General features: G+C 40.2%; 13 protein-coding genes. 7 read left to right on the plus strand and 6 right to left on the minus strand.

All coding sequences use genetic code 11. The annotated features are described in order from the left end of the window. Positions 1 to 100 precede the first annotated feature (100 nt). Both V7K44_RS17350 and rtcA read left to right on the plus strand, forming a co-directional pair. On the plus strand, positions 101 to 1,447 hold the full coding sequence (locus tag V7K44_RS17350) for an FAD-binding oxidoreductase (RefSeq protein ID WP_334933173.1): 1,347 nt from the start codon (positions 101 to 103) through the stop codon (positions 1,445 to 1,447). A 145-nt stretch (positions 1,448 to 1,592) separates the two neighbouring features. After that, positions 1,593 to 2,639, plus strand: a complete 1,047-nt coding sequence (gene rtcA, locus V7K44_RS17355; RefSeq protein ID WP_334933174.1) for an RNA 3'-terminal phosphate cyclase — start codon at positions 1,593 to 1,595, stop codon at positions 2,637 to 2,639. Between the two features lie 436 nt (positions 2,640 to 3,075). Here the strand turns inward: rtcA and V7K44_RS17360 are convergent, their stop codons facing one another. After that, entirely contained in the window at positions 3,076 to 3,765 is a 690-nt protein-coding gene (locus V7K44_RS17360; RefSeq protein ID WP_334933175.1) for a Uma2 family endonuclease, read from the minus strand. 588 nt (positions 3,766 to 4,353) lie between these two features. Between V7K44_RS17360 and bchB the strand changes: the two genes are divergently transcribed. After that, entirely contained in the window at positions 4,354 to 5,880 is a 1,527-nt protein-coding gene (bchB, locus tag V7K44_RS17365) for a ferredoxin:protochlorophyllide reductase (ATP-dependent) subunit B (RefSeq protein ID WP_179073504.1), read from the plus strand. 87 nt (positions 5,881 to 5,967) lie between these two features. Here the strand turns inward: bchB and V7K44_RS17370 are convergent, their stop codons facing one another. The 4 genes from V7K44_RS17370 to V7K44_RS17385 all read right to left on the minus strand — a co-directional run bounded on the left by V7K44_RS17370 (position 5,968) and on the right by V7K44_RS17385 (position 9,704). Beyond that, positions 5,968 to 7,272: a tetratricopeptide repeat protein gene (locus V7K44_RS17370; protein ID WP_334933176.1), complete on the minus strand. Its 1,305-nt coding sequence runs from the start codon at positions 7,270 to 7,272 to the stop codon at positions 5,968 to 5,970. 102 nt (positions 7,273 to 7,374) lie between these two features. Continuing rightward, complete coding sequence (locus V7K44_RS17375) at positions 7,375 to 7,629, minus strand: hypothetical protein (protein ID WP_334933177.1); 255 nt, start codon at positions 7,627 to 7,629, stop codon at positions 7,375 to 7,377. Positions 7,630 to 7,949: 320 nt separating this feature from the next. After that, positions 7,950 to 8,759, minus strand: a complete 810-nt coding sequence (locus V7K44_RS17380) for a hypothetical protein (RefSeq protein WP_334933178.1) — start codon at positions 8,757 to 8,759, stop codon at positions 7,950 to 7,952. A gap of 522 nt (positions 8,760 to 9,281) precedes the next feature. Continuing rightward, positions 9,282 to 9,704, minus strand: coding sequence for a hypothetical protein (locus V7K44_RS17385; protein WP_334933179.1), 423 nt, complete (start codon positions 9,702 to 9,704; stop codon positions 9,282 to 9,284). A 650-nt stretch (positions 9,705 to 10,354) separates the two neighbouring features. On the opposite strand from V7K44_RS17385, the gene V7K44_RS17390 reads away from it, so the two are divergent. Both V7K44_RS17390 and V7K44_RS17395 read left to right on the plus strand, forming a co-directional pair. Continuing rightward, positions 10,355 to 13,522 carry a plasmid replication protein, CyRepA1 family gene (locus tag V7K44_RS17390; protein ID WP_334933180.1) on the plus strand — a complete coding sequence of 1,056 codons (3,168 nt, stop codon included), beginning with the start codon at positions 10,355 to 10,357 and terminating at the stop codon, positions 13,520 to 13,522. 188 nt (positions 13,523 to 13,710) lie between these two features. Next, positions 13,711 to 15,528 carry a tetratricopeptide repeat protein gene (locus tag V7K44_RS17395; protein ID WP_334933181.1) on the plus strand — a complete coding sequence of 606 codons (1,818 nt, stop codon included), beginning with the start codon at positions 13,711 to 13,713 and terminating at the stop codon, positions 15,526 to 15,528. A 289-nt stretch (positions 15,529 to 15,817) separates the two neighbouring features. Here V7K44_RS17395 and V7K44_RS17400 read toward each other — a convergent pair whose 3' ends face one another. Beyond that, positions 15,818 to 17,020: an FAD-dependent oxidoreductase gene (locus V7K44_RS17400; RefSeq protein WP_334933182.1), complete on the minus strand. Its 1,203-nt coding sequence runs from the start codon at positions 17,018 to 17,020 to the stop codon at positions 15,818 to 15,820. A gap of 268 nt (positions 17,021 to 17,288) precedes the next feature. Here V7K44_RS17400 and V7K44_RS17405 point away from each other — a divergent pair, with 268 nt between their 5' ends. Both V7K44_RS17405 and V7K44_RS17410 read left to right on the plus strand, forming a co-directional pair. Next, positions 17,289 to 17,999 (plus strand): pentapeptide repeat-containing protein, encoded by a 711-nt coding sequence (locus tag V7K44_RS17405; protein ID WP_334933183.1) that lies wholly within the window; start codon positions 17,289 to 17,291, stop codon positions 17,997 to 17,999. A 238-nt stretch (positions 18,000 to 18,237) separates the two neighbouring features. Continuing rightward, positions 18,238 to 19,713 carry a pentapeptide repeat-containing protein gene (locus tag V7K44_RS17410; protein ID WP_334933184.1) on the plus strand — a complete coding sequence of 492 codons (1,476 nt, stop codon included), beginning with the start codon at positions 18,238 to 18,240 and terminating at the stop codon, positions 19,711 to 19,713. Positions 19,714 to 20,147: the final 434 nt, after the last annotated feature.

Consider the following 20,147-nt stretch of genomic DNA (forward strand, 5'->3'; position numbering starts at 1 on the left):
GGGGCGCAGAGGGAAGCGCAAAGGTTCGCAGAGAATTAACTCCTCTGCGTTCCTTTGCGTAAACCTTTGCGTTCCTTTGCGTTAAAAAAAAGGATATATTATGACGACAAAATTAGATGCTCTAATTAATTCTCTAGAAGGCATAGAAACTATTACCGACTCTACCCAAGTCGCAAGATTATCCCAGGATTATCACACTTTTAGCCCCGTGTTAGTGTCGAAACTAGAGGGAAAAGTTGGGGATATCGTAGTGCGTCCCGCTAGTGAAGCAGAGGTTTTAAAAGTTGCAGCTGCCTGTGCAAAACATCGTATACCTGTAACTGTGCGAGGTGCAGGAACTGGGAATTATGGGCAATGTGTACCGTTGCACGGTGGCGTAATTTTAGATATGACGCGGTTGCAAGAGATTCTTTGGGTAAAACCGGGAGTGGCGCGGGTAGAAGCTGGGGTGAAGTTGGCAGCTTTGGATAAAAAAACACGAGAAATCGGCTGGGAAATCCGTATGGCACCTTCTACGTATCGCACAGCGACAATTGGCGGATTTATTGCTGGGGGAAGTGGCGGTATTGGCTCGATCCAATATGGATTACTAGGCGATCGCGGTAATATCTTAGCATTGCGAGTGATAACTGTAGAAGATGAACCCCGTGCGATCGCATTACGCGGCGATGATGTCCAAAAGGTAAATCATGCTTGGGGAATTAATGGCATCATCACTGAAGTCGAAATTCCTTTAGGGCCAGCTTATCCTTGGGCAGAAGTCATTGTTACCTTTGACGACTTTATGACAGCAGCAAGGTTTGGTCAGGCAATTGGCAATGCTGATGGCATGATTAAGAAGTTGATTTCTGTCTTTGCATCCCCAATTTCTCAATATTTTCACGCAGTACAAGAGTATATTCCTGAAGGAACTCACTCAGTATTCTTGATAATTTCTGAACCGAGTTTGGAATTCTTACCGGCTTTGGTGCAGCAATACGACGGTCAGATTACATATAAAAAAACAGCCGAGGAAGCAGCCAAAGGTACACATTTAGCAGAATTTAGCTGGAACCACACTACCTTACTTGCCCGGAGTGTAGATACTGGCATTACATACTTACAAAGTCTCTTTCCTAATGATTGCAGTTTGCAACTAGTAGAGCAAATGTATCATTACTTCGGCGATGAGGTAATGATGCATTTAGAATTTTTTCGGGTGAATGGTGTCGTAGTTCCTGGTGCATTGCAACTTGTGCGCTACACCACAGAAGAACGCCTCAATGAAATTATCCGCTATCACGAAGAACAGGGTGTGAGTATTGCCAATCCTCATACATATATTATTGAAGACGACGGCAGAAATGTTATCAATCCTGAGCAGTTAAAATTTAAAGAAATAGTCGATCCTTATGGGTTGATGAACCCCGGTAAAAGCAAGGTTCTTCAATTCCAAATTCAAAATTAGCAAACTACAGAAACACATATCAGAAATTTCTCTGTATATTTGTGTAACCTACCTTCAAAAAGCTAGTTGCTGGGCGTTTATAATTTGTGGTTTGATTTTAACAGCCGTGGGGATAACCCAAAATCCAACATTCCAATAATCGCCCATGATTGAAATTGACGGTTCCTACGGAGAGGGAGGCGGACAAGTTCTTCGCACTTCCTTAAGTCTAGCCGCCATCACCGGCGAACCTATACGAATTACAGGCATTCGCGCTGGACGCAAAAAGCCAGGATTAGCAGCACAACACTTAACAGCAGTTCGGGCGGCGGCGAGAATTTGTAATGCCCAACTACGGGGTGATGCTTTGGGTTCAATGCTGCTGGAATTCATCCCAGGTAGTGCTGTGCAAGCGGGAGTTTATACCTTTGATGTTAGTAAAGCACAACAAGGTGGTTCTGCGGGTGCGATCGCTCTAGTTTTGCAGACAATTCTCTTACCTTTGGCATTAGCATCTGGCAATTCCCTGGTGACACTAAAGGGTGGAACTCATGTGAACTTTAGCCCGACAGCGACGTACATTGAGCAAGTTTATCTGCCCATACTACAACGCATGGGTGTAGAAGCCCAAGTCAAGTTAGGCGCTTGGGGGTGGTATCCACAAGGTGGGGGAGAGGTAGAGTTACAGGTAGATGGTGGTGGTAAACTCGGTGGGATCGACTTGTTGGAACGGGGCGACTTACAACAGGTGCGGGGATTAGCAGTGGTGACGGAATTGCCTTCCCATATTCCGCAACGGATGGCAAATCGTGCGGAGAATTTGTTACGATCAGCCCATTTAAAAGTTACTGTACAGACCTTGCGAGAAAAAGGTGTGGCACCTGGGGCGGGTATTTTCCTCACTGCTGAGTATGAAAACAGCTTAACTGGATTTGGTGGATTTGGGCGTTTGCGGTTGTCGGCGGAAACAGTTGCAGAGATTGCTTGTCAGCAACTGCTTGAGTTTCATTACACAGGCGCACCAGTGGATGAACATTTAGCAGATCAGTTATTATTGCCAGCCGCTTTAGCTTCACAAGAAAGTCAGTATCGAGTGGCTGAGGTGAGTAGGCATTTGACGACAAATGCAGCAGTTATTGAACAGTTTGGGCTGGCGCAAATAACAGTAGATGAAGCTGATAAAATAGTGTCGGTAAAGAGTTTGAATAGATGAACAAGTGCTATTACTTTAGTAGTGCTATATGGTAGAGTCTTATAAAGAAATATTCTGTAAATTCAAATCAATTTTGTGAACTTTTCTACGTTCAAATAAAAGCTGCAACTTTTAACAGACAACTTTGATAAAGATTTAAACTTACTTTCAGAGATTAGAGTCATAAAGCATCAGATGCTTACTAAGTTGGCATTTTATTTATTAATTTGACATAACAAGTACTGAAAAACCAAAATGAATACAGTATAAGGGTTTCGTTGATTTGAAATAGTTGGTTTATTTCCGCCGTAGTGTAGATATAACAACGAAAGCCATGAATTATTATGACGTCTGCCAAAAATCCTAAAATATCTGCTGAATTAACTATACATACTAAAGTAGAAAAATTTGGTCTGCAAACATAATTAGTTAAGATATTTTCTCTATTTAGAAAGGGTTAATCACTACCCAATTTCTGGATAAAATCCCCATGTTCAGCAGACTGCAAACCTGCTTGTAAAACCTTCAACACACCCTGCATATTACCTGCTAATAACTCCGTCGCCGCTAACCACAACCCTGCAAATACCCGACTTCGGAAAATGCCTTCATTGTCAGGTACTAATTCCAGATATTCACCCTGTTCCAGAGAAAACCAAGTCAATTTTTGGTCTAAAACTTGCCAAACAATATATTCTTTGACACTGTTGCGACGATAAGCCTGTTTTTTGCCATGAAGATCGATAGCCGCACTACTAGCAGCAATTTCCACAACTAACTCTGGCGCACCTTCAATATAATCATCTTCACTCAGCCGTGTTTGACCACCTGCTTCCGGTTCAATCAACAGAACAGCATCGGGTTGAGGTTCGTTATCTAAGTCCAAGCGGACGGTAGGTTCAACTCCCAATGCTATACCAGGAGTTGCAGCTTCGTAAGTACCAAGCCATGTCAAAATCCAACCATGCGGTTGACCGTGACTTCGGAAACGTAGAGCAGCAGGCATAATATAGACAATTCCTTCGGTTAACTCAGCTTTTTTCAGGTTAGGGGTGGCATTATAGCGACGCTCAAATTCGTAGCGGGTGAGTTTGTCGCCATTTTCCAAAGGAGGAATTGTCCAAGGCTGGGAGGGTGTTTTCACCATAATTTTTGTGAAAATGAGCTTGTGTACATCTTAGCGAATTAGGTAAAAACGCAACCGACTAGGGAATGAGAGATTATTGAAGAAGAATTCAGAAGTCAGAATGGGCTAAACCTTAGCTATCCGCTAACAGGAATCAGAATCACTCTTTGTGGGGATTCAGACTCGCCACTGATAGCGGGGAGAGTACAGGATTCATTCTGAATTCTGACTCCTGACTCCTGAATTCTGTTTGAACATTAAGATTTTTTTACAAAATCACCAGCAATGTTGTCGAAATTGATAGCTGTATCCCAAGCAGTAAAAAGGTTTCAGGCATATCGCCTCCCCTAAAACCCGCAACAAACCTTATTTTTTTTCAGCCAGCAGGTTTGAGAAAATCAGAAACGATTTAATAATCAAGCACTTATGAGTAAATGGGCTGAATTAAAGATAATACCTCTCTCCAAACCTCTCCCCTTCTCTAGCAACGACACACTGGGCGATGCCTACGGGGGTAAACTACGCACCGAAGGGGTTGGTGGTAAGCTCTATCTTATATTTTTTACGCCCAGTTACTTAGTTATTTGAGTTTAAAAGGGAGACACAAACATGAAATTGGCTTACTGGATGTATGCTGGACCAGCCCACATCGGCACTCTGCGAATCGCTAGTTCTTTTAAAAATGTTCATGCGATTATGCACGCTCCCATTGGCGATGACTACTTTAACGTCATGCGCTCCATGCTATCGCGGGAGAGGGATTTTACTCCGGTGACAACCAGTGTCGTCGATCGCAACGTTTTGGCACGCGGCTCCCAAGAGAAGGTAGTAGATAACATCGTCCGCAAGGATGCCGAGGAACACCCAGATTTGATTGTGTTAACTCCCACCTGCACCTCTAGCATTTTGCAAGAGGATTTGCACAACTTTGTCGAACGGGCGCAGTTGGAAGCAAAAGGAGACGTAATGCTGGCGGATGTGAACCACTACCGCTACAACGAACTGCAAGCCGCCGATCGCACTTTGGATCAAATTGTCCAATACTACATTGAAAAAGCGCGGAAGCGGGGCGAATTGGCTGAGGGCAAAACAGCAAAGCCCTCAGTTAACATTATCGGTACTACCACCCTTGGTTTCCACAACAATCACGATTGCACCGAACTTAAACGGCTGATGGCTGACTTGGGAATTGAGGTAAATACCTTAATTCCTGAAGGTGCTTCGGTAAATGACTTGAAAAAGATGTCCCAAGCCTGGTTTAACCTAGTGCCTTACCGCGAACTCGGTTTGACCACAGCCCGTTACCTGGAAGAACAATTTGGCACACCTTATATAGACATTACTCCAATGGGTGTAGTGGAAACTGCCCGTTGTATTCGTAAGATTCAGCAGGTTATTAACGCTCAAGGTGCAGAAGTTGACTACGAAAACTTCATCAATGAGCAAACCCTCCATGTATCTCAGGCTGCTTGGTTCTCCCGTTCGATTGACTGTCAAAACTTGACTGGTAAAAAAGCTGTGGTTTTTGGTGACAACACCCACGCTGCCGCCATTACCAAGATTTTGGCACGAGAAATGGGGATTCACGTTGTTTGGGCTGGAACCTACTGTAAATATGATGCAGATTGGTTCCGCGAACAGGTAAGCGAGTATTGCGATGAAGTCCTAATTTCCGAAGATCATGGTGAAATTGGGGATGCGATCGCTCGTGTCGAACCCTCTGCCATTTTCGGTACGCAAATGGAACGCCACGTTGGTAAGCGTTTAGATATTCCTTGCGGCGTAATTGCAGCACCAATTCACGTCCAAAACTTCCCCATTGGTTACAAACCATTTATGGGTTACGAAGGTACAAATCAGATTACAGATTTGATCTACAATTCCTTCACTTTGGGAATGGAAGATCACCTATTAGAAATCTTCGGTGGTCATGATACCAAAGAAGTTATTACTAGAGGAATTTCTGCTGATTCTGATTTGAATTGGACAAAAGATGGTCAAGCAGAATTGAATAAGATTCCTGGATTTGTTCGCGGCAAAGTGAAGCGTAATACTGAGAAATTTGCCCGCGATCGCGGTTTCAAAGAAATCAACGCTGAGGTATTGTACGCCGCCAAGGAAGCGGTCGGGGCTTAGTTTAGCAGGTTAGGGATTCTTAATAAGAAAGGGCATATTTTACTCTATGCCTTTTCTTATTACTTATACTGAACGCCCTTATTATTATCAATAATTATAAAGATAATCCTCTGGATTGTTGAGATCATCCACATAGCCGTAATCCATAGATGTATCATAAGCTTCTTCAGGAAAATAGCCTTGGTTATAAGAATTATCATTTTCCTCAGTATTAAAAAAGTTTATTTCTGAGAAATACTGATTATCAGGTTTAGATTTATCAAAATTTTTAAATTCTCGATTATGAACAGAGTTAATATTTTCTAATATAGCTTTTGCTAAATTTCTGTTATAACTTTTTGGATCGCTATTAGCAATTTCTTGAATTATTGGAAATGAATATTTAGGCAGGTTGATTAGAGAAAGAGCCTTTAAAGCGTATTGCCTAACCTGTGGTGCAGGGTAAGTTAGATTATCTAATAAAAGACGAATAACTAAAGCGCATATATTTTTGTAACTCTTGGCAAGTTTGTGTATAGCTGAAGCAGCTAATCTTTTCTCGTCATAGGAGCTTTTTTTAGAAAGATATGGAATAAGATAGGAAATTGCTTCTTCTCGATTTGATTCACCTAACTCAAATGGAGTCCATTTAGCCAGTTTGTCAGGTTGGTTATTTTCACAAAAAAGTTTTGCAGATGTTTGAAAATCTTTAATAGCTTCTTCCTTTTTTTTTAATTTATAGTAACTCTTTCCTCGACTGTAGTATGCTGCGACTAAGTTAGGATTAATTTGTAATGCTTGATTAAATTCATTAATTGCTTCTTGATACTCTCCAAAGTGTAAACGAATTTTTCCACGCTGATAATGCTGAGTAGGGTTATTGGATTTCAGTTGTAATACTGTACTATCGCTTCCTAATAAATCTTGACGGATTTTTTCTAGCTGGCGTTTAGCATTTAAATACTTAGGAGTTATATAGATAGCCTGTTTTAAGTCTTCAACGGCACCATCATAATTGCCTATTTCAGCTTTAGTTATTCCTCTATAGTAATAAGTATGGGCATTATTAGGATTAAGACTTAATGCTTCATTCCAAGCGGTAATTGCTCCTTGCATATCTCCTCGTTGACGACGGTCAACACCTAAGTTAAAGTAATTAACAAATGTTTTAATAGCAGTATTTTGCTGACACGGACTCTCTTGTTGTGAAAATTTATCAACCTCTTTTTTATTAACTACATTTATTGATTCATCACATTCATCTTCATCTATAAAATCAAGTCCATCAGAAGGTGAGGGATCATAATATGAATTATCTATAAGCTCTGATAAATCATCACCATAACCGCCACTCAGATAATTAGAACTAATTCCATCAATTCTGCCTTGCATTGCAACACCCTCTAAACTCACACTTAGATCGTATGTTTTAGAGCGACGAATTACCTCAGAAAATCTTCGGTTAACACTGGAATAAATAAATTAGTCTATCCCGATATATCTACTAAGACTTTATTAGCCAATTTTCAAATACTGCTGCAAAGTTTGCTGGAGATATTTATCGTGGTTTTCTGCTACATTAAAATTATCAAATTTCAATGTACCTAGTAAAGGTGAAATTGGGTCAAATTCGGAGATATTTTCCTGTTTATCTGATTGAGATAACAATTGCAGAATTAAATCTTCTAAAGATAGATTCAGCTTTTGCGCCTGAGCAGTTAATTTACTTTCTAAGTCATCTGACAATTGTATTGTTAATGTTTTAGCCATTTCATTCACCAGTTACGTATGTTCAATAATCCCATTATATGCAGATATAGCAAGTACAAGAAAGTCTTTGTCTAGGTTGGAAATAATCGCAACTATTTGTAAAATGTGAATTATAGGTTTTACGTAAGGATTCAGTAATAACTTCAGTTAACAGAATATAAATCTATTGAAGCATCAAGAAATTTGCCTGCGATCGCGGTTTCAAGCAAATCAACGCTGAGGTGTTATATGCTGCGAAGGAAGCTGTAGGCGCGTAGGTTAGGGATTTAGTTTATATTGCTTTAAAGTGAGGAGTCAAAAATGCTCCTCACTTTAAAGCATTATTTCAACTTACGGATTTTTTCCCATTCTCCTTGAATACTTTGTAATGTCTTCAAGGTGCAATTTAAACGGACTTTCTTTAACTCAGGAGTCTCTTTTTGGAATAAAGTCGGAGAATTTATTACTTTATGTAGTTCAGATTGGGTAGAATGCAAGCGATCGCTCAAACAGCGTTCAAAGATTTCACCATTATCACTGCTCACATTTTCTACTAATTGACGATATATATAGTCTTTAGAACTGATTTGACCTTTGAGGGCGATATTAACAATTTCCTCGATTAACTTGTGGTAGCAGTCAGATAAGAAATCAGATAGTACGGCTGGCGTAGGTTCTGCTGCTAGATTATTTGCTTCAGAAGTAGAGGGATCGGATATTTCTTCTTTAGTTGGCGTTACGAAAGTTTCCTCAGAAGTAGGAGATTCTTCTTTTGTGGGTGTTGGTAAAGTTTTCCGAGAATTTGTAGGTGAAGAATTTGCTTTAGAATTAGATAAGTAATAATCTGCTAAAGAGCCGCAGAGAAACTCTTCACGAAAGCGGTTTATTTTGGCACGTGACTGGATTTTGTGGTAACGACGTTTCTGATACCATAAACCAGAAATGAGTAAGCCTGCGATCGCTCCTATGCCAACTCCTGCCATCGCAACCTTGCCATCTTCTAAAGCTTGATTTTGTTGCCCAGATTCAACAGGTGGATTGGAAGATGCACTTTCAGCAATAGCATAGTCACTCGCTGAATTTAGCTGTACGCTAGTGGCGATCGCCGCAGCCGACAGTATAAATCTAAATATTAACTTTGATTTCCACATAATTTTACAGGTTAAAAATATGTTGTCTATTTCTGGAAACTAACCGCCTCCCCAAGGAGTGAATAGTTAAGAATCAAACTAACTAGATATCTCTTTTAGCAAGGAAGTTCCACTCTACTCATATAAAAAATAAACTTTGTCAACAGTATTTTCCAGAATATGTTCTTCTTTTTTAACATTATTTGTCCGTTTAGGAATCTTGACAAAGCCATATATTAATACCATTTCTCAAAGTAGATATATTAGGTATTTCTTAAAATGGTTATGATTTATAGCGATCGCATAATCAAGCAGCATTGAGTTCAGTAGGCAATAGTCGAGGATGTGCGATCGCTGCCAGGCTCTCCACTGGTATCGCATATTGCTGGGCATCAAGTCTATAATTACATTAAATTGCAGGTGCTACAGCAGAATTTGGCATAAATAGCACTAGTACCTCATAGTCTATTGTAGACATCGCCTCTTGGATTTGGAAGGTATGAGCCAATAAAATGTAAACTTTCAGAGACTTGTACCAAGTTTCTAACTGCCTTGCTCTTTAATATCTCTGTGTGTAGTTCTATTTATAGAATAGGTGCTTCCCCGAAAGCTCAACTTATGAGTTGCTTGTGGTGTAATGATTCCAGCCGATTGGGTATTAGGATCGACGCCAACAAAATAAGTACATCCGCGAAAGCTCAACTTATGGGTTACTGATGGTGTGGTTTCCTCATCTAATTTGCTATTGAGATCGTGACGATAGCAAGCCCCACGGTAGATTAAGTGATAATCTGGTTCCGATTTGGGAACTGGTTGTTGTGTATATTGTGTTTCTCTGTTAACTACTTTGCTTGTATAATACTCGTAGCTTGTACTGATAAGTATAAGAATTAATAGTAGAAGTAAAATCTGCCAAGGAGCTAACATTAAACCCAAAATTAGGCTGATAGCTGCAAATACAGTCACTAAATGTGAGATTTCATCACTGGCTATTTTTGAATAAAAAATAGCCAGTGATGAAACAAACACACGGAAAAATTAAAAAGTACAAAGCCATATTTCCTACATTCGCAACTAAAAGCAAAGGGTTTATAAAGCAGATTGAACTTATTTTAAAAGTTGTTGTTTATTTTACCTCCAATTAGCTTGAGAAGTTACCGTGCTACTGGGGTAAAAGTTTTACGTCAAGTTATCTGTATTAGCTGGGATCGCAAACAAAAATTAACACTCAAGGCTATCTCAAACCTTTGGAGCAGTGAGCGTTTTTGTCTTTATTCATTCATATAGGTTACAGGAGTACTACAGAGTGGATGCCCAGTGTAAAGCCTTTGCTGGAGTATATGAAGATATTACCTTATAGCGATGTTATGTAGCGATCGCATTCCTTAACGCAGAAATTTACTGATAAATAAAAATTAAAAGCTAACAAATATCACAATACAAAATTATTACTTCGGGGATCTAATAGGCAGAATAACCTACTACAGCTTTAACCGATGTGTCTCCGGCAACGAAGTAAAAAAAGCATCATAAAAGCCTCGCAATCTCGCGTATTAAAAAAAAGCAGATGCGTGTTACTGTTTTAATCTCATTGTCTTCCCTTCGCGCCTTTCCCTATGCCTCTGCACTATTTACACCCCCAACACCTTGAAGAATTAGTCAAGAGTAGTGGTATAGACTTACACTTAGTGCATCTCAATTTTAGGTCGCTTCAAGGTGTAACAGCTTATGAGTACCTGTTGATTTCTGAGCTACTCCCCCGCACCAATACCGGAATGGTGAAAAGTAGTTGGTTGCAGCGTTACGCTCACATCACAGAAGGTGGTTGGTGGTGTTCGGGACTAGACCCTCTGAATAATTGGCAAATGATGGAATGGGGATGCTTTAAGCCAAACCAACCCCGACAAAACCACAATGGCAAGTCCATCAAGTACGAGCATCCCCCCAGTACACCAACGCGAGTGTTTTGTTTGCGGGTAACGTTGCAAGTGTGGCAGCAAGTCGCTGGGCGTTACAATCTGGTCATGCCTGAAAATATCACCGTTACTCCTGATGGCGAAGCTGGAGGCTTTTGGCAATGGGTGATGCAACAGAACATTCCCCTCATCATCTGCGAGGGTGTAAAGAAAGCAGCTACGTTGTTGACGCAAGGATATGTAGCCATTGCCATTCCCGGAATTACCAGTGGTTATCGGGTTGTGAAAGATGAATTTGGCAAAGTTACCCGTCGTCAGCTAATTCCCGATTTAGCAGCGTTTGCGATTACAAAGCGCAGCTTTTACATTTGCTTTGATTTTGAAACTCAACCCAAGACAATTGCTGCTGTAAATAATGCTATTTCTCAACTTGGCTGTTTATTTCAGCAAAAAAATTGTCCTGTGAAAGTCATCGAACTTCCAGGAATAGAAAAAGGGGTTGATGAGTTTATTGTTGCTAAAGGTGCAAGTAGTTTCGATAAAGTTTATCGCCAAAGTGTTGATTTAGAAATTTATCTTGCTCAAACTAAACCCCACACCGAGTTAAGTATTCCTGCTGCACTCACCTTTAACCGTCCTTATATAGGTGAAATACCTTTTCCCAACTCTGGATTAGTAGGAGTCAAATCAGCGAAAGGAACGGGAAAAACTACGGCATTGCAAGGCGTTGTTCAACAAGCAAAAAGTCGAAATCAACCAGTTTTGTTAATTACTCACAGAATTCTACTTGGACGATTCTTGTGTGAAAAAATTGGTATTCAATGGGGAACACATAAAGAAGATGGGGAGAAAAGGATTAATAAAACACTTACCCCCGCTCCTCCCATACTGCGCTCTCTCTTTCCTCAGCAATCCCTCGGCTTGTGTGTTGATTCAATTTGGAAACTTAACCCAGAAAATTGGCGGGGAGCAATAGTAATTTTAGATGAAGTGGAGCAATCTTTATGGCATCTGTTAAATAGTAATACTTGTAAGCACAAGCGGGTAAAAATATTAAAGTTATTCCAGCAACTCATTGCAACAGTTTTAACAAGTGGGGGGTTAGTAATTGCTCAAGATGCTGATTTATCAGATGTTTCACTTGAATATTTACAGGGATTGGCAGGAATTAAATTAACACCTTGGGTAGTTCTTAACCAGTGGAAACCTCAGCATGGTTGGGACGTAACTTTTTATGATTCACCGAATCCAACACCGCTAATTCACCAACTGGAATTGGATTTGCTTGCGGGACGTAAATGTTATGTTACTACCGATAGTCGGGCTGGGCGTTATAGTTGTGAAACAATTGAACGTTATCTGAAAGAACGGCTACAAAAATTACGACGACAATTTCCTAAAACTCTGGTAGTTAGTAGTCATACTACAAATACACCTGGTCACGCAGCAGTTGATTTTATTGCAGCGATTAATCAAAAAATATCTGAATATGACGGCGTTTTTGTTACCCCTAGTCTTGGTACAGGAATTAGTATTGATGTCCAACATTTCGATCGGGTTTATGGCATTTTTCAAGGGGTAATTCCTGACTCGGAAGCAAGACAAGCGTTAGCAAGAGTCAGGGATGATGTACCGCGTGTTGTCTGGTGCGCGAAACGAGGTATTGGTTTAATTGGTAGTGGGAGTACAAATTATCGCTTGTTATCTGATTGGTATCAGAAAAATCAAAAAGAAAATTTAGCTTTGCTGAGTCCCTTACATAAAATAGATGTGGATTTACCCTTAGTTTATGACCCAATTCATTTGCGAACTTGGGCAAAATTATCTGCAAGGGTGAATGCTTCTATTCGCCTTTACCGACAATCGATGCAAGATGGTTTGATTGCTGATGGGCATCAAATTCAGGTACGGAGTAATGCGGTTCACAATAATATTATTCGAGATTTACGTCTGGCATTTTTGGCAACTGATGCCGATGATTTAACTACCCGCAAAAGGTTAATTTTAGAAATTGTTAAAGTTCAAAAAGATTGGGCACAAAGTCGTCAAAAAGCTAAAGAAATTAAACGTAAAATTAAAGATATTAAGCAGCAAAATCAACTATCGGTAGCATCTGCTGTAGCCAATTCCAAAGATATCGATTATGTGGAGTATGAGCAGTTATTAGTTAAGCATTCCATAACAGATAGAGAACGCAACCAAATTAATAAATATGTTCTTAGACAAAGATATGGTGTAGAAATTACTCCTTGGCTAAAATTACAGGATGAACAAGGATATTATCGTCAACTGTTAATTCACTACTATTTAACTCACGAAAGCGAGTATTTTCACGTTAGAGATGAGCAAGAATGGCATCAGCAATTATCTTGGGGCGAAGGGAAAGTTTTTCTCCCAGATTTAAAAACTTATACGCTCAAGGTTGAAGCTATGAGAGCTTTAGGGATGCTTCAGTTTCTTGAAGAAAAACGCGAATTTAATGAGAACGACACAGATTTGATCTTGCTGAAAAATATTGCTTTCCAGCATAGTAAACATATTAAACGAGCGCTTGGTATTAACTTAGTTGGAGAGAAAGAGCAGGTTTCGGCAATAAAAATACTTGGTCGATTGCTAAATTTATTTGGTTTGAAGCTAAAACGAGTGAATCAGGTTTATCAAATTGATTTAGAAACTCTATATGATGGTAGGGAGAAAATATTTGCTGTTTGGCATCAGCGAGATGAGGTGATGTTGGCTCATGTTAAGAGTGTTGGTTATGAGTTGCCTGATTATTCTTCAGACTGGAAGTTTGAAATTATGCAAACGAAGTCTGAAAAAGCGAACCAGATGGTGTCTATGCCTACTCTTCCGTTATCAACTATATAGCAATCCTGAATGATTTGTGATAACTGCACAGTGTAGTGTAGATGATTGGTCTTTCAAGACGCGATAAATCGCGTCTCTACAACTGGGTTTTGGGCATTACTCTTTGCCTAATTGGAATAATTTTCAAAATATATCGTTAACAATCCCGATGCTTTAGGCTAGAGAATGTCAAAAGGCAAAAAAATTATATGAATGCTGAAGATTTTTTTAACCAAGGATTAAACCAAAATTTGCAAAAAGAGTATCAAGCAGCGATCGCAGCTTACACCCAAGCAATCAAGCTAAACCCTGACTATGCCGAAGCTTACCATAATCGCGGACTGATTTTAACTGGTCAACTCAAAGATTATCGCAGTGCGATCGCTAACTTCAATCGCGCCATCGAAATCAATCCCAATTTTGCCACAGCCTATTACAACCGGGCTAATGCTCGTTACTTTTTAGCCGATTATGAAGGAGCGATCGCAGACCATAACCAAGCTTTACAAATAGATCCTAATTTAGCGCAATTTTACCACAGCCGAGGAAATGCGTACTTTGCTTCGGAAAACTATGACAAAGCGATCGCAGATTATATCCAAACAATCGAAATGAGTACCCAATTAGCTGATAACATCAATATTGATATTGCCAATGCTTATCATAATCGGGGCGTAACTCGTTTTGAGAAGAGCGATCATCAAGGAGCGATCGCAGATTTTCAGCAAGCTTTACAATGGCATCCCCATTTTGCCGCAGCTTACAGCAATCGCGGCAATATTCACCATATTTTAGGTAATTATCAGGAAGCGATCGCTGACCATAACCAAGCATTACAATTAGATCCTAACTTGGCAGAGGCTTATCATAACCGAGGTAATGCTCACTACGCTTTAGCAGATTATCAAAGTGCGATCAGAGATTACAACCACGCCTTAAAAATCAACCCCAGCTTTGCCGGAGCGTACTATAATCGGGGTCTTGTCCTTGCTCACCTCAAAAACTATCATGAAGCAATTAAAGACTTTAACGAAGCATTAAAGCTGAATCCTGATGATGTACAAGCCTATTGTGAGCGTGGTCTGGTTCGTAGTACTCTTGAAGACTATCAGGGTGCGATCGCAGATTATGACCAAGCGTTACAAGAAAATCCGACTCTAGCTTTAGTATACGGGTTTCGGGCTAATGCTCTTCGCCGATTGGGAGATTATCAAGGTGCAATTGAAGATAGCAATCGCCTTTTACAACTCAATCCTAATTTAGCAGAAGGATATTGCGATCGCGCGGCGGCTCGTCGTTCTGTAGGAGATCATAAAGGTGCAATTAAAGATTACGATCGAGCATTGCAAATTAATGATAACTTAGCCGCAGCTTATTATGGTCGGAGTATTGCCCGTGAAGCTCTGCAAGATTTACAAGGGGCAATTGATGATAATACTCAAGCCATAGAGCTTGTTCCTGATTTTTCTCAAGCTTATTGCAATCGGGGAAATGCGCGTCGTCTTTTAGGAGATGAACAGGGAGCGCTTACAGATTATAATCAAGCATTAAAAATTAATCCTGATTTAATTGAAGCATATTACAATCGAGGTTCTACCCACTATGCTTTAGAAGAATATGAAAGTGCGATCGCAGATTACACCCAAGCATTGCAAATTAATCCTCAATCTGCTGCATTTTACAGCGATCGCGCCAATGCTCGCTATGCCCTAGAAGATTATCAAGGTGCAATAGAAGATTACAGTCGAGCGATCGCGATCGACCCCAGCTTTGCCGAAGACTGGTACAATCGGGGGCGTAGTCGTTCTCTGTTGGGAGACTTACAAGGAGCACTTGCAGACTTAAACCAAGCCTTACAGCGTCAGCCTAATTGGGCTTCTGCTTACATCCTTCGAGCTGATGTCTACAGAAATCTAGGAGACTCTCAACGAGCAATTACCGATTTTCAGAAATCCGCAGACTTGTATTACCAAGAAGGGAATATCCAGTATTACCAACAAATTATTGAGCTAATTGAACAGCTTTGAAGAACCCCACCCCGCCAAAGCTGTGCTTTGTCTCCCCTCCCCGCTTGCGGCTACGGTGTACACACATCTTTGTATAAAACGAAAATCCTTGAAGATCCCCCTAAATCCCCCTTAAAAAGGGGGACTTTGACTCCGGTTCCCCCTTTTTTAAGGGGGGTTAGGGGGGATCTAAACGCTGTGAGGCAACTCTCAAAGACTTGTGTGTACACTGTAGCCGCAAGCGGGGAGGGGATTAAAGAGTGCGGTGCAATGACTCTGGGAATCGCAACTAAATTATCCACATATGATATTATTCAAAGCAAAACCGTTTCATAAAGCGGCGGTCAATCCAATCTTTGTAATGCCAGAAGAGTTTGTCGGGTGGTAAAGTGAAGATGCCTTTTGTTGCAATAGCTCGTCCATCTCCCGTACCAATTAAACTCAAATATTGTTTCTGTGGTTTATAAGGTTTGAGCGGCTTGCCTAATAAAATTCGCTGTAAATTCTCAAACAAGGGTTTACCTTGCCTAACAGCAAATACCCCAGCTTTCGGACGTGGATGATTTACCATTGTGGCAATGTCACCAGATGCAAATACCTGCGGATGCGTTTGAGATTGCAACGTATCTTCTACTAGAATAAAACCTGGCTCATCAGTTCCTAGTCCAGCGTTTTTTAACCATTCGGGTGCTGATGCTTGTGTTACCCAAAAAATTTTGTTGCACTCTACTGTCAAACCAGATTCACATTTAATTTCAAATACTTTTTTAGCTTCATTCTGGGTTTTAGGTGCAATTTTACACACAGATTCTCCCAGATGTAGCTTAATACCTCGATCAGTTAAAATTTGCTGAAGTTGATGCCGCACTGATTGATGATAATTGGGCATCAGTTCTTGTCCGCGTTGGAATAAATGAATTTCTAGGTTTTGAATAGGTTGTTGAGTTTCATCCAAAATCCGATGTAAACGAGATTGCATCGATAGCGCTAATTCTACACCGCCCGCGCCACCGCCTACGATCGCAATCCTAATTGGTTCTTGAGGGTTGTTACCTACAGCTTCAATTAGTTGATGCCAATGCTCTAATAGCTGCGATACTGGTTTAGCTGCGATCGCATATTCTGACGCACCTGATACAGACAGTATGGCTGGAGTGCTGCCAATATCAATAGACAGCACATCAAAATCTACCGCAAGTCCGTTAGCACAAAGAACTTTGTTGTTTTTTAAGTCAAGGGCAACTACCGTGTCAATATACAATTGTACTTGAGCAAAGTTCGCCAAGGGTCGTAAGTCAATATGGCATTCATTGTGGCTGTAAAATCCGGCAATATGTCCTGGTAACATCCCAGAGTAGGCTGTCTCTGATGCTGTGGTAATCAGTATCAAACGTACTCCTGTTAACGGTTTGATACCGAACATCTTTATAAGAATAGCATGGCTGTGACCGCCACCAATTAACACCAGATTTTTAACTATTGGTTGTATATTTTGCTGAGTTTTAATAGTCATCTTTAGTTCATCAATGATTATAAGTAAATCAAAAATATCATGATGAGAGTTAATTGTCAGTGAAGACTAAAGACTAGTGAACACAAACAATGATTGGGAATGGCAAGAGTATGTATGCTTATGTTTACTTACTCAAAATTTATATTTACATTTTGTTAGTTACATTAGAATATTCCAGTATTGGCTATGGATGAAACAATAGCAGATACTAATAAAATATTCAATAACAAGTACGTATTTAAATTTATTTAAATCAATTATTAATGCCATGAAAAATATTTTAATAAAAACTACCATCCAGCTATCAAAAATATTCCTGCGGATACCAGTTTTCCAGGAACAAGTTAAACAAAATCAGCATCAGTCGCTAAAACGACGCTTAATAAGAGCAAGCGAACAGCTAGGAAATAACAATATAGAAATCAGTTTAGCTGTAATTAATGATTTAGAACAAATTGCCTATACTTATCCACAGTATCACTGGACGATCGTAGATATTCTTACTACTTTTGTACGAAAGAATGCTCCTTATATGCCCCAAGAGGAAGTAACAAGTAACCTGTCAACAAAAATTCGTGTAGATATTCAAGCCGCGCTGACTGTTATTGCCAGAAGAGATGCAAACAAAGACCCAGTAAATGAGCAACTTGATTTGAGCTTCACGGATATGAGAGGAGCAAACTTGAAAGGGGCGAATCTACAACAGACAAATCTCTATCAAGCTAATTTCGCTGGGGCTAATCTTAGAGAAGCTAATCTAGCGGGGGCAATACTTAGTGCAGCTAATTTAGAAGGAGCTAATTTGTATCTAGCGAACTTAGAAGGAGCAATCCTCAGTGCAGCTAATCTAGAGAAAGCTAACCTTTCTGGAGCTAACCTGCATCGTGCTAGTTTATATCTAGCTAGCTTGTATGGAGTAATTATTAATGATACCATACTTGATGGGGCAAACCTCAGAGAAACCAAATTTTCTGAGTAATATCATATCCGCTTGATGAAAATTTTTTCTCTACTCCTACTCCCTACTCCCTATTCTCAGCGTAATTCGTAATTCTTTTACCGCAAGCGTTTCTTGGTGTCGTGATGTAAAAGTATATTCGATATCATTGCTTAGTTCAATGAGTGTTTGGACACCTATTATAATTTTCTGCTAAATGCTATACTATTTTTCCTCAACATCTAAGTAATAATTCTAGGTTGTAAGGAAAATTTTTACCATGTCTTCTAAAAAGACAGACGCTCTTTTGAATTGGTTGATAACTTTAACAGCTATATTTGGCTGCTCGTTGACTGTAATTTTCTTTGTCTTGTCCAATATTAAAGAATTGTCAATTAAAGAAAAAATCCAGTATAGAAACCAAGCTTTAACAACTACTGCAATAGTTTTTCTGGCATCGGCAGCAATGTTTAATACTTATTATGCAGCAAGACGTGCCCAAGCGATGCAGAAGAGTGCGATCGCATCTGAGAAAAACTTAGAAATTGGCTTGCAAAATGCCAAACTCAATCAAGACAGATTGATTGCAGAGCGCTTTATGGGCGCAATTGCCCAGCTAGGCCATGAAAAGGTTGAAACCCGGACAGGCGCAATTTATGCTTTAGAAAGGGTTGCTCAGGATTTTCCTCAAGAACACTGGACAATTATGGAAATCCTCACTGCCTTTGTGCGAGAGAATGCACCCATTCAGCACGTAAAAGGCGAGCAACAACAGCCGGAATATCAAGGAGCAATTTACTCAAGTCGGCGTCGAGGTGGGTCGCGTCCGACACCGCAGTTGGAGCAAAATCTCCATGAAGAATTCCCCAAAATACGCACCGATATTCAAGCAGCCCTGACTGTTATTGGTAGGCGTAATTTACTCGAAGACCCAAAAGATCAAAAACTTGATTTACGTAACACCGATATTAGACAAGCAGACCTACTAAAAACTAACCTGCAACAAGCAGACCTGCGTGGGGCTGACTTGAGTGGGGCTGACCTACGTGGGGCTGACCTGAGTGGATGTGACCTTAGTGGCGCTAAACTTATTAGGTCGATTCTTTATGAAACCAAATTACTAAAAGCTAGTTTATGTGGAGCCAAGCTTTGTTGGGCTAACCTGAATCGTACTAACCTCTCTGGAGCAAACCTGCGTTCTGCCAACCTCTCTGGTGCAAGTCTGCGTGCAGCTAATTTACAAGGGGCGAACCTTTATAAAGCTAACTTGCAACAAGCGACCTTAAAAATGGCTAACCTCTCTGGAGCAAAGTTGTTTTTAGCTAACTTGCAAGGAGCAAAATTGGGTAAAGCCAACCTGCACCAAACGGGTTTAATTGGTGCTAATCTCTGTGGAGCGAACTTAAATGGAGCTAACCTTTCTGAGGCTAATTTGAATGCAGCCAAACTCCACCAAACAGAAGTCTATTTTGCCAATCTCTCAGAAGCTAGCTTAACGGAAGCTGACCTATATCAGGCTAATCTGATTGGAGCAAACCTTTATAGGGCAACCTTTTATCAAGCTAACCTGACTCAGGCAAACCTCATGGGAGCTAACTTTTCACAAGCTAACCTCAATGATGTCAAACTGGAAGGGACTATTTTGACAGGAGCAAAAAACTTAGAGTTAGAGCAGATTAGAGAGGCACTTGGCGATCGCACCACTCGCCTACCTGATTATATCGAAGCACCGGCACATTGGCCGCAATTGGGTTAAGCGATCGCAGCATATTAGTTATTTGGGCGTCTTCTACCGTTTTCACTTAGTGCTATAGTTTTTACCAAAAATCTCCGTAAAAATCTTGGAGATGAAGAAGATGAAAGCTATATCTAATAACAAGACAGACATACCGAGAAATTTGTTTATAATTCTAATTTTATTTATTAGTTTATTTAGAGGATGTTTTAAAAGTTCTTTAGTCGGTAAAAAAACGTTTTAGATCCCCCTAGATTCCCCGATAAATTGGGGACTTTGATTCCGGTTCCCCCCTTTTTTAGGCTACGGTGTACACACATCTTTGTATAAAACAGATCCCCCTAAATCCCCCGATAAATTGCAGGGCTGATTCATTCCCTAAAACAGGTAAAATTGCAAGTGTTGAGGGGAGGAAAATTATGGGTAGTTCTCTGATTGAACAACTGCGGCTTGTG

Source organism: Nostoc sp., from assembly GCF_036917235.1.
GTDB lineage: Bacteria > Cyanobacteriota > Cyanobacteriia > Cyanobacteriales > Nostocaceae > Nostoc.

Coding starts and splice junctions, on each gene's coding strand:
- V7K44_RS17350 (WP_334933173.1), top strand. CDS start 101: ATGACGACAAAATTAGATGCTCTAATTAATTCTCTAGAAGGCATAGAA.
- rtcA (WP_334933174.1), top strand. CDS start 1,593: ATGATTGAAATTGACGGTTCCTACGGAGAGGGAGGCGGACAAGTTCTT.
- V7K44_RS17360 (WP_334933175.1), bottom strand. CDS start 3,765: ATGGTGAAAACACCCTCCCAGCCTTGGACAATTCCTCCTTTGGAAAAT.
- bchB (WP_179073504.1), top strand. CDS start 4,354: ATGAAATTGGCTTACTGGATGTATGCTGGACCAGCCCACATCGGCACT.
- V7K44_RS17375 (WP_334933177.1), bottom strand. CDS start 7,629: ATGGCTAAAACATTAACAATACAATTGTCAGATGACTTAGAAAGTAAA.
- V7K44_RS17380 (WP_334933178.1), bottom strand. CDS start 8,759: ATGTGGAAATCAAAGTTAATATTTAGATTTATACTGTCGGCTGCGGCG.
- V7K44_RS17390 (WP_334933180.1), top strand. CDS start 10,355: ATGCCTCTGCACTATTTACACCCCCAACACCTTGAAGAATTAGTCAAG.
- V7K44_RS17395 (WP_334933181.1), top strand. CDS start 13,711: ATGAATGCTGAAGATTTTTTTAACCAAGGATTAAACCAAAATTTGCAA.
- V7K44_RS17400 (WP_334933182.1), bottom strand. CDS start 17,020: ATGACTATTAAAACTCAGCAAAATATACAACCAATAGTTAAAAATCTG.
- V7K44_RS17405 (WP_334933183.1), top strand. CDS start 17,289: ATGAAAAATATTTTAATAAAAACTACCATCCAGCTATCAAAAATATTC.
- V7K44_RS17410 (WP_334933184.1), top strand. CDS start 18,238: ATGTCTTCTAAAAAGACAGACGCTCTTTTGAATTGGTTGATAACTTTA.